Consider the following 17177-nt stretch of genomic DNA (forward strand, 5'->3'; position numbering starts at 1 on the left):
GCAGCGCAGGAAAAGCATCCACCTCCAACCGCATGGCGCCGGCCCGGTATCGACACATAAACCAATATATTTTTACCAGCTCCAGATTTAGCCCATCGGAAAATTTCCGTAAATTCCACTGAGTTCCCTCCACCAGAACTCCCCTCCCAAATCGATTCCTGCTCTGGGTCGCCAATTGACACTCGCAATACAAAAATAGCCAACCACGTCAACAGCCCCCTACCAAATGATTCATCCCATCCCGGAAATCCTCTACTAATATCCACGCGCAAAACAATAATGGAAATTTTCTCTGGCAAATTAATTTTTGCTAGCTTCTCAACTGCTTTTAACAACTGCCGAATTGGCGCAAATCAAACAAATTTTTGTAAAGGAATCGTCATGAAAATTTTACTCAATATCCCACTGATAATAACCGCCCTATTGGGCCTGCAGGCTTCAGCCACAGCGGACGCCAATCCTGAAACCATCATCAACCCTTTTGATATTTACCAGTTCAACACAATCCCCCCCGAAGCAGGCGCCGCCGATATCACCGACCAGCTTATTCCCTCTCACGACGGGACCATTATCGATGCCAGCCTATTTATCCCAGACGGCCCGGCTCCCCTGGGTGGTTATCCGACGGTACTGCTGCCCGGCGGCTGGGGGCAGGACAAAAGCATGTATGACCTGGCTGCCGATATGCTCTCGGAAAACGGCTACCTGGTGCTGAGTTATTCCAACCGTGGATTTTCCAATTCCGGCGGACTGGCCGACGTAGCCGGGCCCGATACGCTCGGCGATATCAGCGCCCTGATCGATTGGCTGGAAAGCAACTACGCCGTCGGGAAAATCGGTCTGGGTGGAATTTCTTACGGTGGCGGAATTTCATTACTCGGGGCCGTTGCCGACGATAGGGTTGACGCTGTGGCGGCGATGTCGGCCTGGGCGGACCTGGAATTCGAACTCTACCCCAACGAAACCGTCAATTTTTTCTGGGGAAACCTGCTGCTTTCTGCGGAGAGGACAATCCCGGAGGTGGATCAGCTGTGGGAAAACATCACCGAGAGAAAAAACCTGGACCAGGTGCGGGCCTTTTCCGCCTCCCGCTCGGCGATCTACAGGATCCAGGAGTTGAACCAGCGCGACATTCCGATTCTTGTCTCTCACCAGTATGGTGACTACCTGTTCAAGCCCAACCGCATCCTGGATCTCTTCGAGGCCCTGGAGACTCCGAAAAAGCTGCTGCTCAACCCGGGCACCCATGGAGCCACTGAATCCCTCGACTCCGCGCTTTACCGGCATATATGGCACAACAACCTGCGCTGGTTCGACCACTACCTGAAAGGTGAGGACAATGGTGTGGACAGCGAACCCTCGGTGGATATCACCACGCGCCTCGCAACCGAACGAGAACTCCACAATAACTGGCCGGTGACCGACAGCGGCGATCGCTACTTCCTGCATCCACGCCTGACACAGTTCCACGCCGGTGCCCTGTCAGAAACCCCCTACCTGGGTCTTCCACGCAACAATACCTTCAGTGGCGGCACAGATACCGCGGCCGGCACCGGTATCCCACTGGTCTCGGCGCTGCTGGAGGGATTGGGAGTTCCGGTCGTTGCGCCCGTCGCACTGATCGGGGGACAGAACGGAATCAAGTACCACACCGCCGCCTATCCGCAGCCGTTGCAGATTCGCGGCAACCCGCAATTGGATATCTGGATAGTGCCGAGCGCACCGGAAGTGCAATTGCAGTTTCACCTGTACGACACCGATGCACTCGGCCTGGGCAAACTTATCTCCCATGTGCCGCTGACCCTGCACGAGGCGGAAGTTGGCGTGCCACAGAGAGTGGCCGTGGAATTCTTTACCACCAGCTACGACCTGCCCGCGGGCCACAGGGTCAGCCTGGTTGTAGATACTGAAAATTCGCTGCTGTACCAAAGACCTGAAAATACCGATTTCCAGGTCCAGATTCCCTACCGGATTCTGTTGCCGGCCTCGGTTTACCTTCCCCGTCTCTAATGGGGCGCAGGAGCGGTAAGGCTCTCAATCCCTCGCGCCCGGCCCGGACCATCCGGAGCGGGCGCGCTTGTTGCATTTGCAGTACTCTGCAACGGAACTACCGCAAGTCACTGTGCAGCGAGGGATCCACTTGCAGGCAGGACGCAACCAGATTTCTTTTACTGAAGTTGTAGCGGCTGAGCACACTCATCAGGTTTTCCTTGCCCAATAACTGATGTGTTATTTCAATAGTGTTCATACCGGATTCTGCCAGCGCCTGCGCCCTCCCCGCCAGGTCGAGCAGGTAGCGATATTTTTCCTCGAGCTTCTCCCGGCCGTTTTCCACCACGCCCCGGTGCGGACACAGGATCACATCGAACTCATGGCCCAGCACTTTGCGGATACTGTCGAGCAGCGTCGGAATCTGCTCGTCGCTGCGCAGCAGCTTCAGGTAGTTGGCGATATACAGGTCGGCGCTGAACAGCCAGCCGCGCTCGGGCAACAGGTAGCAGGTCATATCCTTGGCATGGCCGGGCGCAAAGATAGGCATCACTGCCTCACCGCCAATTTCCAGCTTGTCCGGCAGCGGAGCCGCGTCCGCCCTGCCGGCGGATCCCCAGATGATTTTCTGGATCGGCGGAATCCTGAAACCGCGCCGCAGGATTTCGACCGTAATCTCCGGTGCCAGTGGCCGCACCCCGGTGAGCGCCTGGATGGCGCCGGCATTGCCGCTGTGGTCCTCGTGGTGGTGGGTCAGCAGCAATTGGCTGAATGGCTGGCTTTCTACAAACGGGCGCACGTATTTCCACTGGTTGCTGGGCCCGGTATCAATCAGGGTGTCCTTAAACCGGTAGACGATAAACGAGGTATTGACCCCAAGGTCAAAACGGCCCACCCGCAGGGCGTCCAGGTCTTTGTAACGGAAGCTATCGAGAACAGACACAGAAACCCCTCAATTCGATGGAAGGTTCTTTGTACGGAATAAAGCCGTCAGGGGAAATTACCGATTGCGCGAATCGACATGACATATCAGCCCCGCGAGGAGTCGCTTGTCGGGAAACGCGGGAAACTAATCCGTCAGCGCAAGCCTGAGTCGCAATCCCCATTTGGAGGTGGCGCCGGACGTGACCCATGCCACCCGGCCGTCGCTGTCGACGATGACGATGCTCGGCGTCACGCGCACACCCCAGGCGCGGCTGAGGAAACCGCTGGGATCGCTGATGGTGGGGAATTGCAGCGAGTGGCTGGACAGGTAGTCGGCCAGCTCCGCATCGCTGCCGGATTGCAGGGCGACCGCAATCACCTGGTGGTCCCGCGCGAGATCGGAAATCGCCGGCGATACCGCGCGGCAGTAGCCGCACCAGGTGGCCCAGAAATAAACCAGCACCGGACCCTGTTTTGCCAACTGCTGCAGATCCAGCACGTCGCCCTGCAGCGACCGGCCGGCCAGTGCCGGCGCCATGTCCCGGGGAATATCCCGCTGCTGGTAATAGGCCACGGCGCTGACCACCAGGATGGCGAGCAGCGCAAATTTGCACAGACCCCAGAGGGTTCGCTTAACGTTTACTGCCACGCGCTCACTCTGGCCTCATTCACCTGTGCCTGCTGTTCGCCGGTCAGGCTGATGACACCGCCCTGTGGTGTGCCGATGGACGTCATCAGTTCGGCCAAGTCATCGATATTGGCGAGCGGCAACTCGGCTCCGGATTCCGTCGCGATCACCTCGATAGCGCTCTCGGCCGACTGCCAGTTGCGGATCTGCACTTTCTCCGGCCCTGCCAGCAGGTAGATATCCAAGTGGCTGCCATTTTTCACCAGCCAGATATCTTCCGGTGCCACCGCGCCCTCGAACAGCAACCGGTCATCGGCACTGGAACCACTGTCGGTCACGGTATCCACACCGTCGCCGCGGGCGAAGAGATAGATATCCGCGCCGCCATTGCCCTGCAGTGTGTCGTTGCCCTCGCCGCCGCGAATCGTATCGGCGCCCATTGAACCCTGGATCGTATCATTGCCCTTCTCGCCACGGATTTCCGCTATCGCCGTCAGGACTGTAGTCGAGAAATCCAGCGTATTGTTACCGGTCGTCCCCTGGATACTGTCGACGCCGCCATTGCCGTTGATCAGTTCGACGGTATTGGCCCCGGAATAGGACGCCAGTCGAATCAGGTCATTGCCGGCGGTACCGCGCAGCTCGTCCGCGCCCGCGCCGCCGGAGTAGCGGTCGTAACCGGTGTCGCCGGCGGTGAGCAGGAAGAGGTCGTCGCCGCCCTCGCCGTAGAGGTTGTCGCTGCCGATGCCACCCTCGATTACATCGCCGGCCTGGGAGCCGTAAAGGGTATCGTTACCCGCGCCGCCATCGATCATGGCGATATCCACCAGCATCGTGTTGCGGAAATCCAGCGTATTGTTGGCGGTGCTGCCGACAATGCGGTTATTGCCCGCCTTGCCGTCGATAACCTCAACGGTGGCATCGCCGGAGAAGACGCTGAGACGGAACTCATCGTCGCCGTCGCTACCCGCCAATGTGTCGCTGCCGCCGTCGCCCTGGTAGCGATCGTAGCCGCTGTCCCCGGGCGTGTGCACGAAGAGATCGTCGCCGGCACCACCGTAGACCTTGTCGCTGCCGTCGCCACCCTCGATCACATCGCCCGCATCGGAACCGTAAATCGTATCGTTACCGGCTGCGCCGAGAATCGAGGCAATGTTCACCAATTGGGTGCCGCTGAAATCCAGCGTATTGTTGGCGCTGGTGCCGAGCAGGCGATTCTGGCCCTCCCTGCCGTCGATCAGCTCAACGGTGCTGGCGCCGCTGAATACACTGAAGATCATATCGTCGTCTTCGACACTGCCCAGCAGCCGGTCGGAACCACTGCCGCCGCTGTACTTGTCCGCACCGCTATCGCCGGCGGTGAACAGGAAGCTGTCATCGCCGTCGCCCCCCACCAGGTAATCGCTGCCAGGACCACCGATAATGGTGTCCGCCAGCGGCGAGCCGTAGATGGTGTCGTTGCCGCTGCCACCATCGATGGAAGCAATACCGACCAGTTCGGTGGCGGAGAAGTCCAGCGTATTGTTGGCGTTGGTGCCGACAATCTTGTCGTTGCCCCCCTGACCATCGATCACCTCCACCGAGGCCTCGCCGGCGAAGACACTGAAGCGGAAGAGGTCGTCGCCGGCCGTCCCCTGCAGCGTATCCCGGCCCTCGCCGCCGCGGTAGGAGTCGGAACCGGTATCACCGGCGGTCAGCCGGAAGATATCATCGCCGGCCTCGCCGTAGACGGTATCGCTGCCCATGCCGCCCTCGATCACATCGGCGCCCTGGGTGCCGTAGATGGTATCGTTGCCCGCGGCGCCGTCGATCAGGGCGATATTGACCAGTTCGGTATTGCGGAAGTCCAGGGTATTATTGGCGCTGGTGCCGCTCAGGGTATTGGCGCCGGCGCCGCCGTCGATGCGCTCCACGGTCGCCGCACCGCTGAATACCGACAGCAGGATATTGTCGTCCGCGTCGCTGCCCAGCAGGGTGTCGAAGCCATCGCCACCGTCGAAGCGGTCCGCGCCGGTATCGCCCGCTGCCAGTACAAAGGTATCGTCGCCGCCATTGCCGTACAGGTAATCGGAGCCACTGCCACCGAGGATGCGGTCCGCCTGCTGGCTGCCATAGACGCTGTCGTTGCCGGCGCCGGTGTCTATCTCGGCAATATTCAGCAGCTGGGTTTCGCCGAAGTCGAAGGTGTTGTTGGCGCTGGAACCGAGGACGCGGTTGTTGCCGGCACCGCCGTCGATGATTTCCACTCGCGCGTCGCCGCTGAAAACGCTCAGGCGAATCTCGTCGTCGCCATCGGTACCCAGTATGCGATCGCTGCCGTCGCCGCCGCGGTAGTGATCGAAACCGGTATCGCCGGCGGTGAGGCCGAAGGTATCGGCTCCGCCATTGCCGTAGAGCTTGTCGGAGCCCAGGCCGCCCTCAATCACATCCGCCGCCGCTGTGCCAAAAACGGTGTCGTTGCCGGCACCGGCGTCGATCAGGTCGATGGAAACCAGCTGGGTATTGCTGAAGTCCAGGGTGTTGTTGGCGCTACTGCCCAGTATGCGATTGTTGCCGCCATCGCCGTCGATCACCTCAACGGTAGCGCTGCCGGAGAAGACACTGAAGCGGAATTCGTCGTCGCTTGGCGTGCCGACAATCCAGTCCTCTCCGTCACCGCCGTCGTAGCGGTCGAAGCCGGTATCGCCGGCGGTGAGCAGGAAGCGATCGTCGCCGCCCTCGCCGTAGAGTTTGTCGCTGCCGATACCGCCGACGATGACATCTGCCGCGCTGGAACCGTAGAGGGTATCGTTGCCGGCGCCAGCATCCAGGCGCGCGATATTCAGCAGGCTGATACCGCGGAAATCTAGCGTATTGTTGGCCGAGGTACCCACCACCAGGTTAGTGCCCGCACCGCCGTCGATGGCCTCCACCCGCGCATTGCCGCTGAACACACTGAAGCGGAACCAGTCGTCACCGTCGCCGCCGATCACCTGGTCGAAGCCGGTGCCACCCTCCACTCGGTCGGCACCGATGTCGTTGCCCTCGATATGGAAAATATCGTCGCCGGCGTTGCCGTAGAGCTTGTCGCTGCCACTGCCGCCGATAATCCTGTCACTGGCGGAACTGCCGTAAATGGCATCGTTGCCGGCCAGGCCATCGATAAAGGCAATATTCAGCAGCTCGGTGTTGGAGAAATCCAGCGTATTGTTGGCGCCGGTGCCGTAGATCGCGTTGTAGCCGCCGGCGCCGTCGATGCGCTCGACGGTAGCGTTGCCGCTGAACACGCTGATGCGAATCGCATCGTCACCGCTGCCGCCGAGTACCTGGTCGAAGCCGTCACCGCCCTCGAAGCGGTCGGCGTAGCCGTCGTTGCCCTCGACGATAAAGCTATCGTTGCCGCCCTCGCCGTAGAGCTTGTCGGCACCGGGGCCGCCGATAATGGTGTCGTCGCCGTCGCCGGCGTAAATCGTATCGTTGCCGGCCTTGCCGTCGATGGTGTCGGCACCGGCGGTACCCTGCAGGGTGTTGTTGCTGTTGTTGCCCTCTACATTGGTCTGGGATTCCCCCGGCTCTATGTCCCAGGAGAACTTGGCAAAGTCGAGCGGCTGTGCGGCCGGGTGGCGGATGACCACCACCTCGTTACTCTGCGCACTGCCGCCGGCGGAGATATCGCTGAAGGTCAGGCTGTTGCCGCCGACGATGGCCGCCGAATGATTCAGGTCCGGGGACGGCAGCAGGGTCAGGCTCGCACTGGCATCCACCAGCCCGGCGCCCTGATTGTCCAGCTGCGCGCGGTAGTGGGATTCCACATCATCCGTGCCGCTCACCGGCAGCTGCTGCACCAGTGCGTAGTCGCAGATAAACAGTGTCTGGCCGGCGCTCTCGCTGTCCCGGTTCACGAACCCGATGCTGTCGAGCAGGTAGCCGCTGTAGGCCGGGTCGTCGCTCTGCGCCGGCTGGAACACCAGGCTGAAGGGGCTGTCGCCGTCCACGGCGCAGTCATCCAGGCCGCGCAGCTGGATCGCCTGGGGAATATCCCAGTTGTCCGCAGAGAACTGCAGGTAATTGTCGCCGAGAATTTCCGCCTCGCTCCCGTCGGAAAGCGACAGATTCAGGGTCAGCGTGGTGCCGGATTGCAGCGGCTGGTCCAGGCTCACCTCCAGCGCGGCAATTGCGGTGCCCGCCTCGTCCGTTTCCAGCGCCGTCAATGGCGTGGCGGTGATGCGCTTGGTCTGCGACGGCACCGTGACGGTGCAGCAGCCGCTGGCGGTCACCGTGGTCTCGCCATCGCTGATCTCCGCCTCCAGGCTGTAGTTGCCCGGCAGCAGGCCGGACACATCCCACAGGTACTGGTCACTCTCTCCGTCCTCGTCCTCGGCGATATCGCCGGCGATCAGCGTGCGGCCGCTGCCCTCGTAGAGGTAATAGAGGGAGACGCTGGCATTGCTGTCCGGGTCGCTGTCCTGCCACTGGATCAGCAGTGTCGGTTCGCTGACGGTCACCGCGCTGTCCGGCAGCACCAGGGCTATCTGCGGCGGGTCATTTACGCCGTTCTCGTTGATGGCGAACTGGTTTACCGGGCTCCAGTCGCCGGGCGTGCCCTTGGCATCCTCAGCGCGGGCGCGCCAGTAGTAGTGGCTGTTGTCGTTGAAGTCGAAGCCGGGGGTCCACTGGGTGCCTGCTTGTAGCTGGCTCGCCACCAGTAGGGTCAGCGCCGCATCCGAGTAGACCTCGAAGCGGTACTGCACCGCATCGCCATCCGGGTCCGCAACCGGGTTCACTTCAAACAGCGGGCGCAGGTTTTCCACCACGGCGCCGTCGCCGGGGTTCTGCAGACTGGGCACCGGCGGTGCGGCGTTGTCGGTATCCACCTGGAAGCTGGCGCTCACCCAGTTGCTCTGCACCTCGCCGTCACTGGCCTTGGCGCGCCAGTAATAGGTCACGTCCTCCTGCAGCCCCTCGGCAATCCAGGCGGTCTCGCCCTGCCCCTCGGTCACCGGGCCGGAGGAGATCGCGGCACCGCTGTCGAAACTGGCCACAGTATCCAGCTCGAAGGTGTAAGTGAGCGGTTGCTGCTCCGGGTCACTGGCATTGCCCACCCGCAGTTCCACACCGTTATTAGGCAGCCAGCTGAACAGGCCGCCGCTGGGAGATACGATCGACGGATCCGTGGGCGCGTTGTTTAGAGTGCTGACCAGGAAGCTGCCTATCTCGCTCTCGGTGCGCGCGCCGTGCTCGTCCTGCACCCAGGCCTTCCACACATAGGCGTTGTCCTCGGCGAGCGGGTTGGGCACCTGCCACTGGGTCTGGAAGTTGCCGCCGGGCAGCAGGCCGTTCACCGACGCGATCGGCGTATCCAGGTCCGATTCGTGGAACAGGTCGAAACCGTAGGAAAGCGTATCCCGGTCCGCGTCGAAGGCGTGGGCCACGATCAGTTGCGGGCGGGTGTTCGCCACCAGCGCATTGACCTGCGGCGCGTTGATGGCCGGCGCCGAGGGCGCGTCGTTGGCGCTGTTGATAAAGAAGCGGCTGGACTCCCAGTTGGAGGCCACCGGCACTTCGCCGCTATTCTCTTCCACAACGGTGATGGCGCGGGCGCGCCAGTAGTAGAGTTTGTTGTCGGCGAACGCCTGCCCCGGCAGCAGATCGCCGGCGGCCACCGCCCAGCGGGTGCTGCCGCTGCCCTCGGCCACGCTGGCTTCTGCCACCCGGGTCACCATGGCCTGGTCCGCATAGATCTCGAACTGGTAGGAGACGGTCAGCTCCGGGCCGTGCTCGCCGTTGGTCACTTCCACCGTCGGCAGCAGTTCGGCGGCGCCGTCGAGTATCTCGGCGTCGAACACCGGGCTGGCAATCTGCGGCGCGCCCGGTGCCACTTCCGGCACCGTCGGGTCGCTGTCCACTTCCTCTTCCTGGGCATCGCTGCGGCCGTCCTCGTCGTAGTCGCCGCTGCCATCCCGGTCCAGGTTGCCGAAGTGCTCCATTTCCCAGGCATCGCTGAGGCCGTCGCCGTCGGTATCGTCGGCAGGGTTCACGTTAAGGTTCACCGAGCGCTGGCTCGAGAGGGCACCGTCGGTAGCGGTAAAGGTCACCGCATAGCTGCCCGCCTGGCCGATGGCCGGCTGCCAGCGGAAGACACCGGTGCCATCGCCACCGTCAGTAAAGGTGGCGCCGGAGGGCAGGCTGCTGGAGGACAGCTGCGGCACTGTGCCGTTCGGGTCCGAGGACTGCACCAGGAAACCGATCTGGCCGCCCTCGTGGCTGTTGCGATCGAGAATCGCCTGGATCACCGGCGGCTGCGGCAGCTCGGCGGAGTCGACAAAATACAGTGTGTAGTCGGCGCTGCTGTCGTAGTCGAAGACATTGATGAAATAGTCGAAATCCACCTTGTTGTCGGCGCGCTTTTTCGACAGCCAGAAATTGTTTGCATTCAGTGTCTTGCCGTCCCCGCGCACCACCTTGTGCAGCACCTTGGCGCCGGCGTAGGGGTCGGCTACCTGGATATAGCCGAAGCCCTCCTGCGTGCCGCCGCTCAGGCTGCGCGTGCCGCCGCTCTCGCCGCCGAGGCTGTAGGACAGTGCCGCCACCTGGGCGCAGCTCTTGCACAGGGCCAGGTCGACGCCGGTGTTTTCGCTCTCGTAGAGGTAGAAGCTTTCATCCGCACCATAGGCAAGAAAATCGAGCACCCCATCCCGCCCCGGCAGGTCCACCAGCACATCCTCCACCAGCAGGTGCGCGTTGGTGGCCTCGAGCAGCGAGGTCAGCTCACCGCCCAGCTCGTCGGCGTGGGTAAAGCTGGCAGAAAACTCGGTAAACTTGCCGGACAGGGTGGACTCCATCACCCAGCGGCCCGCCTTCATACTCTGCGGCGCTATCTCTCCGAAATTGATCAGCAGGCTCGGCTCCGCCGCCTGGTTTTCCACAAAACTCTTGGTAATGGTGAAGTCGATCGCCAGGCCCTGTTCGTTGTCGACGATCCTGGGCTGGGCGGATTCGATCTTGAGATTATTGGCGGCGCCGTAGCCGCTGTTGTCGATACGCACACCCAGGGTGTAGGGCTCCGGCGGCTCTATCTCGGTGGTAAAGGCATCGTCGCCGACCACCTCCTGGGTGAGGAAATAATCCAGGGTCATCAGCGGCTGCGGCTTGACCACAATCGAGTCCGGCGCCACCTGCACCAGCTCTTCCTTGCCGCCGTAGGCATAGGACAGGGTGGCGCCGACAAAAAACAGCTCGCCGTTGTCGGTCTGGCCGGCGGCATTGGCGGTGGGGACTATCAGCCAGCGGAACTCGCCCACCTTGCCGGCGTTGATCACACCGTCGCTGACGGCGCCGTCGTCGCCGGTGACCAGGGAATTCACGTTCTGGGTGTCGTCCACGCGGATAAAGAAGGCCGCATCGCTGGCGGAGGTATCGGAGGTGGCGGTGACCGCATTGCCGTCGGCGTCGGTGAAATTCACCGAAATGGCGATCTCCTCGATGGAATAGGTATCCAAGCTGTTGGTAATGCGCATGATGGCTTCGAAGCCCTGGCGCTCCAGTGTCAGCTCCTGCAGGATCTCGATGCGCACCTCCGCGCAAAGCGCCTCCTCCTGATCTGCGGCGGCCGGTGCGCACAGTGCGCAGATCCAAAACGCCGCCAGTATCCCCCAACGCTGCAACATGTTTTCTATTCCCAACAATTACTTGTATTTCAAATTCTGTTTATGCTCATGACCTCGATTAGCGGTTCTATGACCGCCAACATAGGCCTCTCATCTATTCGTCACCCACCCGGGGGCGCCCCGGCCGGCGGTGCTCGATACGCAGGCCAACTCTCCGTTCAATTTCATCCACAAACCGGCGGTTGCCGGTCAGCTGGTTTCTCGACCAGGCCTCACTCAAAAACGCCAGCTCATCTGCCGGCACCCCGGCCTTTATAAATTCTTTGTAGGCGGCAACTCCCTGCTCGCCATTGCGCCCGAGGCGCCGCAGCTCCTCGTGGCCATCCAGTTCAAGCCCTTTCTCTACTCCGATCCGCGCCCTGTAGCTGGACCATTTGTACTGTCTCGGCCCACGCACCATGCCCGCGCGCACCGGATTCAATTCGATATAGCGGCAGCAGGCCAGGAAATAGGACTCCGCCTGCACCACACTGGCCTTGAAGCGCCCCTCCCACAGAGAGCCCCTGCGCCCCTCCAGTTTGTTCACATAGGCTGCCTGGCGTCCGGCGAGCCGTTTCATCAACAGGGAAACAGTTTCCGGCCTATCCCCCGGCTCCACCAGCAGGTGCACGTGGTTGGTCATCAGGCACCAGGCGTAGAGCCTTATGTCCAGCTTTTCCTTCCACTCGAACAGATTGTCGCGGTAGTACTGATAGTCCTCATCCGCCAGGAACACCGGCTCCCGGTTGTGGCCCCGCTGGACTATATGATGGGGCATATTGGCTAGCAGTATTCTGGCCTTCCTTGGCATAGCTTTTCTCGATCTTGTTCAGGCGCTACTCCAAGCCTTTGTTTAATTGGGCGTCTAAAATAGATCTATTCCCTTTAACTCAGTCGCCTTTAACTCATTTCAGCTGTTTATTAAGCGGCTTGGGTCACTTAAAGTTCAACCAGAACCTTTGCACCAGCAACCCTGAAGTTTTCTGCCGATTTAAAAAGCCCAGGCTCAGACTTATACTCGATTGAAAACAAACGCCCTCTGTGAATATAAATAGAGAATCCCACTGAAATTCTTACATCTTCTACTACGCCATTCAGCATTCCAACAAAAACCTTGAGATCACCGTTTCGATTTAAGAAAAAATCACCCTCTGCCCAATCAATAAACTCTTGATCTCTAACACAATAGAATATTGTCTTTAGCCCGCTTGTCTGTCTAGCAACATAATCAAACTTATCAAGCTGACGAGTTAAAACTTCATTTGCCTCGTCAGACATAAACCCTCTCCAAGCAGACAAGCACGCCAACTCATATTCATACAGCCTCTTGCTTCCAAAAAAAATGTATATCAGCCTTGATATTTTCGAGTAAAAACTCTCAATTACACTCACATGAACCTCCAGCTGCCGTCGCACCAGCACCGATTCCGGCACCCTTATATACATTTGGTATTCGATCTAGTTGTTGCAGTGGTTTAGGAAATCTCGGACCGAGATCCCTCCACCCCCTCGGGTAACGGAATGGATCATGTCGGTAGTGCCTAACAGGAGTCACATAATTTCCATTCCATTTATTACCACCCTTTAGCAACCACTTGCCAAAGGAATTGTTAAATCCTGGCCATTTTTTTGCTCGAGCTGGAACCCAATGAGAAAACTCCTTGCCAGCTGCCTTTTTGCCAGCAGCACGCCAACCAGCAGCTCCACCAGCGGCAAAACCAAAGGCTATCCCTGCTAACTCCCCATTCCCATATGCATCAGAACATTTATTGACCGCACCATTGGTACCCATCCAATCGCGCACTTTGTCCGTGATCCCAAAAGAAATTGTATCTCCAAATCCGGCCGCTCCATCAACCATCCATTGAGGTAAAGGGTCACCCCAAGCCCATAAACCATATGGATCAAACAATGTGACGGGGTTCGCGTAGACATAAATGTAATTATTCAACCCTCCAATCAGCCCGGCAGGATCCCTGGAGATATATCTACCGCTTTGTGGATCAAAGTACCTCAAAAAATTCTGATTCAACTCTGACTCTTCATCAACATACTGTCCTGGAAATCGCAAATTATTCCCAACAGTATCAACCAGAATCTCGGCCTTACCAAAAGCCTCATACCGAGCCTCCCAAACCACAGCCCCGGACTTATCTAGCATCCGCTGCGGCGTACCCAGGTGATCATTCTGGTAGTAATAGATCTCGCCAGTAGAGATTCGCTGGAACAGCGGCTCGGTCATCCACGGCATACCCAGCTTGAAGTGATACTCTTTGATCAGGTTACCGGACGAATCGTACTCGGCCGCCATGCCCTCCTTGTTATATAGGAAGTGGGTAACCTGTCCCGCTTCTTTGCGGATACGCTGCCCGTAGGGGTTGTACCGATACTCGCCGACGGTAGCGCCGTTCTTGTCAACGGCGACCAAGCGCTCCTCGTGGTTGTAGCGATAGTCCCAGGTAACGCCGGCCTGCACCTTCTGCGTGGTATGACCGTTGTCGCTGTACTGGAAGCTGGCCGGATCGTCGCCGGTAGCTGCCGTCAGTTGGTTCTGGTCGTTGTACTGCAGTTCCGTTGACGAGGTCGGATTAAAGTTCTCATCTTCAACTTCGCCTACCGTATAGTCTGTGCGGTTGCCAACCCCGTCGTAACCAAACTGCTCGTTATTGGCCGCGTTGTCCAGCGGGTAGTCTGCTGCAGTTAGCCGATACAGATCGTCGTAATCAAACGCGTATTCGCCGTGCTCGGAAGTAATCTTGCGGATATTGCTCTCAAGATCGTACTCGTAGACGGCTTGGGCCTTGTCATTACCGGCGCTGTCTTCAAGCACCCGTTGCTTGACCCGCAGGAAATCGTCATAGCTCAGCGTGATCCTGTTGCCGCCGGGCAGCAGCAGCGTCTGCGGCGCCAGCCAGTGAAAGTCGGTCCAGGCCAGCTGCCCCTCGCCGGGAATATGCACCGCGGCTAGCTGTTTGTTTTTGTTGTAGTAATAGGTGTAGGTAATGCCTTCCGGATTGGTATAGGTCTTCTTCAGCCCATTGCCGTAGTAGCTGTAGCTGTAGGATTTGGAGAAGGCAATCTCGGCGGCCTGGGCACCCTCTCCGTAATAGTCCACCTTGACCGATTCCAGCCGGTTCAGGCTGTCGTAGGTGTAGGTCTCGCCATGGTGAATTATATCCGCGGTGGCATTGGCGGTATCGGCACCCGGCGTCTGCTTGTAACCGGTGTACTGGGCCTTGGCATTGTAGTGGTAGTCCACCACCTTGACCGGCTGCGGATTGCCCCTGTGTGCGTAGACCTGCAGCCTGCTCATTCGGCCCGCGTCGTCATAGCCGTAAACGCGCTTCTCCTGCTGCGGATTGGTCACCGCAACCAGGTTGCCGTTGGCATCGTAGTCGTAGACCCGCTGCTTGCCGGTGCCGATATAGTCGTGCTTGGTCTCGGTCTTGAGGCGATCGTTTCGGTCGTAGGTGTAGACCGTCAGGCGGCCCTCCGGGTCCTTGACCTGCAGCAGGTTGTCGCGTGAATCGTAGGTGAATTCGGTTTTCTTGGCCTCGCCATTGACCGGATCGACGATGGCCACCAGCCGGTTCAGCTGGTCGTATTCGTATTGCTCGGTGTTTTCCAGCGCATCGGTATCCGAGGTCAGGTTGTCGCCCAGGTCGTAGCCGTAGGCGCGCAGGTATTCGAGGTTGTTGGCCTGCTGCTTGCTCTGCTCTATGCGGTCGCGCTTGTCGTAGCCCAGCTCCTCGGCATAAGTGGGATATTGGACCTTCGACAGCAGGTTCTGCTGGTAGCTGTACTCGGTGCGGTTCTGCTCGCCGTCGACGATTGCGCGCAAGCGGTTCTGGCTGTCGTACTCCAGGCCGATACTGGCGTCCTCGGCGTCGGTGATCGTCGCCAGGCGGTTGCCCTTGTCGTAGGTCAGCGCCAGTTGGTTGCCGCTGTCGTCAGTGACCGTCAGCGGCAGGCCGGAGGCGTTGTTGGTGATATGCAGGCTGCTGCCGCTGGCATCGGTAACCTTGACCAGGTCGCCGGCGGCGTCGTACTCGTATTTGAAGCCCTGGCCGTAGGGGTTCAGGTCCGCGAGCAGGTTGCCGACGGCATCGTAGTCGCGAGTCCAGGTTTTCAGGCGCCCGTCGACGATGGTGTGGGCGTAGCCGTTAACGTCGTAGTCCCGGTACTCGGTGACTTTCTCCTCCGCGTCCGTGACCTTGGTGACGTTGCCGTAGCTGTCGTACTCCCAGCGGCTGGTGGCCAGCGCGGTGTTACCGGCGGTGGACTCGCCGGTGGTCTGGGTTTCCAGCTGCCCGTACTGGTCATAGGTGTAGCGTGTGATGCGCTGGTCCGCTGTGCCGGCGGCCTCGGTCAGGGTGATCAGGTTGCCGCGCTCGTCGTATTCGTACTCAGTAATGACACCGCGCTCGTCGCGCTCCTTGAGCGGCAGGGTGAGCTTTGTGTTCCACTCGGTGGTGGTGTAGGTACCGTCCGGGTTTTCGACGCGGGTGACGTTGCGGAAGGTGTCGTAGAAGCGCTTGGTTTCCAGGCCGCGGGCATCGGTGGTCTTACTGCTGAGGATACGAATAGGCTTAAATTGGAGCGGGGATTGATAGCCACCTTTGGATTGATACTGGCGTGCAACGTCTTTGGCCGTGCGGTTGTCTGCAAATTCGTATGCGGTTTCAAACTGCAACTGACCGCCAACTTGGCGTTTGATTAGCATGTTCAGGGCGTTATACCAGCTTTCGGTAACTACGCCCGACTTGTCACTATGGGTGACCTTGTAGACCTTATCTGCGTTGACGCTTTGGCTGTAGCTTACGCCGCTTCCATCTTCCCGCTCATAGCCATTAATATGCCCATCTGCGTTAATGGAAAATGTCGTCACCTGGCCCTTTGGATCCAGCAACGTGGAAGGTACAATCTTTTTGTTGGCACCCGGTTTTTGGTAACTGTAATGCCATTCTTGCCCGCGAACATCTGTGACTGACACAAGTTTCAGGTATGTCAAAGGATTGCTCTGGTCCTCACCGTAGTGGTAGACAACCTCGCGGCCAGTGTAATCCTCGAGTCTTTTCAGGCGATGAACGGTTTCAGTCCCCGCCGTGCCCAAATTATGCTGGTATGACTGCCAGTGGTAGGTAATAACGATGTTACCCAGATGGTCGCGAATGTGTTTGAGACGGCCACCTTCGTAGTCCATGGAGACACGGACGCCGTTACTGTCGTGGTAGTAAGCGATCTTACCGCCTTGGTAGAAAATGACGTTGCCCTTGCGATCCCGCCAAGTATAGTCATCACCTTCTTTTGTAATAGTATTGTTCAGCAGCGAGTGGAATAAACTGCTGGTTTCATCAATGCACCCAAGGCTTTCATCAGAAACCTCGAAGGTTTCCGGGCGATACGCCAGATTATTGCGATAAAGGTAGAACTGATAGAGCTGTTTGCAGGAGATTCCAATAGGGGCTGATTGTTGCGCCGATTGGAAACGTCCAAAGCGCCCCACCGCACCGACACTCTGCGAGCGGAAGTATTGTTTGCCCAGAAGCTCTTTCGCAGCGAGCTTCTCTTCTGACTCGTAAAGATCGAAAGCGTCTACTTTACCGAGTGAGATACCACCCAAGCCCGCCTTATCCCTGCCACTGTATTCCGCGTAGGTCTGAACAGGATTCCAACGACTGTTCCACTCCCAGCCGTTACTAGTCCAGCGCCGGGTCATACGCACGTAGCCACCGAGGACCTTAACCCGCATATCCTCCAGGTCTTCCATATTCTCAGATGTGGCGGTGCGAGGCTGGGCACCGTCGCTGGAAATGCCAGGCTTTGAATGGGAGCCAATTGATAACGTGGACAATGCCAGGGTTAAAGTTGTAATGATCGCAGCTTTCCAGCGATTGGAGGCCGCCGACTTTTCTCGGCTATCTCCAGCCTGGCACTGCTGGCGCATCTGATCCCCGGTATAGAACTTCATTCTAGTTTTCCTGATCTTTAATGGTGGCCACTCTTCGCGA

At 59.1% G+C, this 17177-nt stretch carries 7 protein-coding genes; 1 reads left to right on the top strand and 6 read right to left on the bottom strand.

What is annotated here, in order from left to right; genetic code table 11:
* Window positions 1-381 precede the first annotated feature (381 nt).
* On the top strand, window positions 382-2010 hold the full coding sequence (locus tag IG627_RS06100; protein WP_193191067.1) for an alpha/beta fold hydrolase: 1629 nt from the start codon (window positions 382-384) through the stop codon (window positions 2008-2010).
* Between the two features lie 97 nt (window positions 2011-2107).
* On the opposite strand, the gene IG627_RS06105 is transcribed toward IG627_RS06100, so the two are convergent.
* The 6 genes from IG627_RS06105 to IG627_RS06130 form a co-directional block, all read right to left on the bottom strand.
* On the bottom strand, window positions 2108-2932 hold the full coding sequence (locus IG627_RS06105; protein ID WP_193191069.1) for an MBL fold metallo-hydrolase: 825 nt from the start codon (window positions 2930-2932) through the stop codon (window positions 2108-2110).
* A 126-nt stretch (window positions 2933-3058) separates the two neighbouring features.
* Window positions 3059-3562, bottom strand: a complete 504-nt coding sequence (locus IG627_RS06110; RefSeq protein ID WP_319024507.1) for a protein disulfide oxidoreductase — start codon at window positions 3560-3562, stop codon at window positions 3059-3061.
* Window positions 3553-11187, bottom strand: a complete 7635-nt coding sequence (locus IG627_RS06115) for a calcium-binding protein (RefSeq protein WP_193191072.1) — start codon at window positions 11185-11187, stop codon at window positions 3553-3555. Before IG627_RS06115 ends, IG627_RS06110 begins: the two co-directional genes overlap by 10 nt.
* A 94-nt stretch (window positions 11188-11281) precedes the next feature.
* Entirely contained in the window at window positions 11282-11977 is a 696-nt protein-coding gene (locus IG627_RS06120) for a transposase (RefSeq protein ID WP_193191074.1), read from the bottom strand.
* A 128-nt stretch (window positions 11978-12105) separates the two neighbouring features.
* Entirely contained in the window at window positions 12106-12444 is a 339-nt protein-coding gene (locus IG627_RS06125) for a hypothetical protein (RefSeq protein WP_193191076.1), read from the bottom strand.
* Between the two features lie 100 nt (window positions 12445-12544).
* On the bottom strand, window positions 12545-17137 hold the full coding sequence (locus tag IG627_RS06130) for an RHS repeat-associated core domain-containing protein (RefSeq protein ID WP_193191078.1): 4593 nt from the start codon (window positions 17135-17137) through the stop codon (window positions 12545-12547).
* Window positions 17138-17177: the final 40 nt, after the last annotated feature.

The sequence above is a fragment of the Microbulbifer taiwanensis genome, from assembly GCF_014904815.1.
In the GTDB taxonomy this organism is placed as follows: Bacteria; Pseudomonadota; Gammaproteobacteria; order Pseudomonadales; family Cellvibrionaceae; genus Microbulbifer; species Microbulbifer taiwanensis.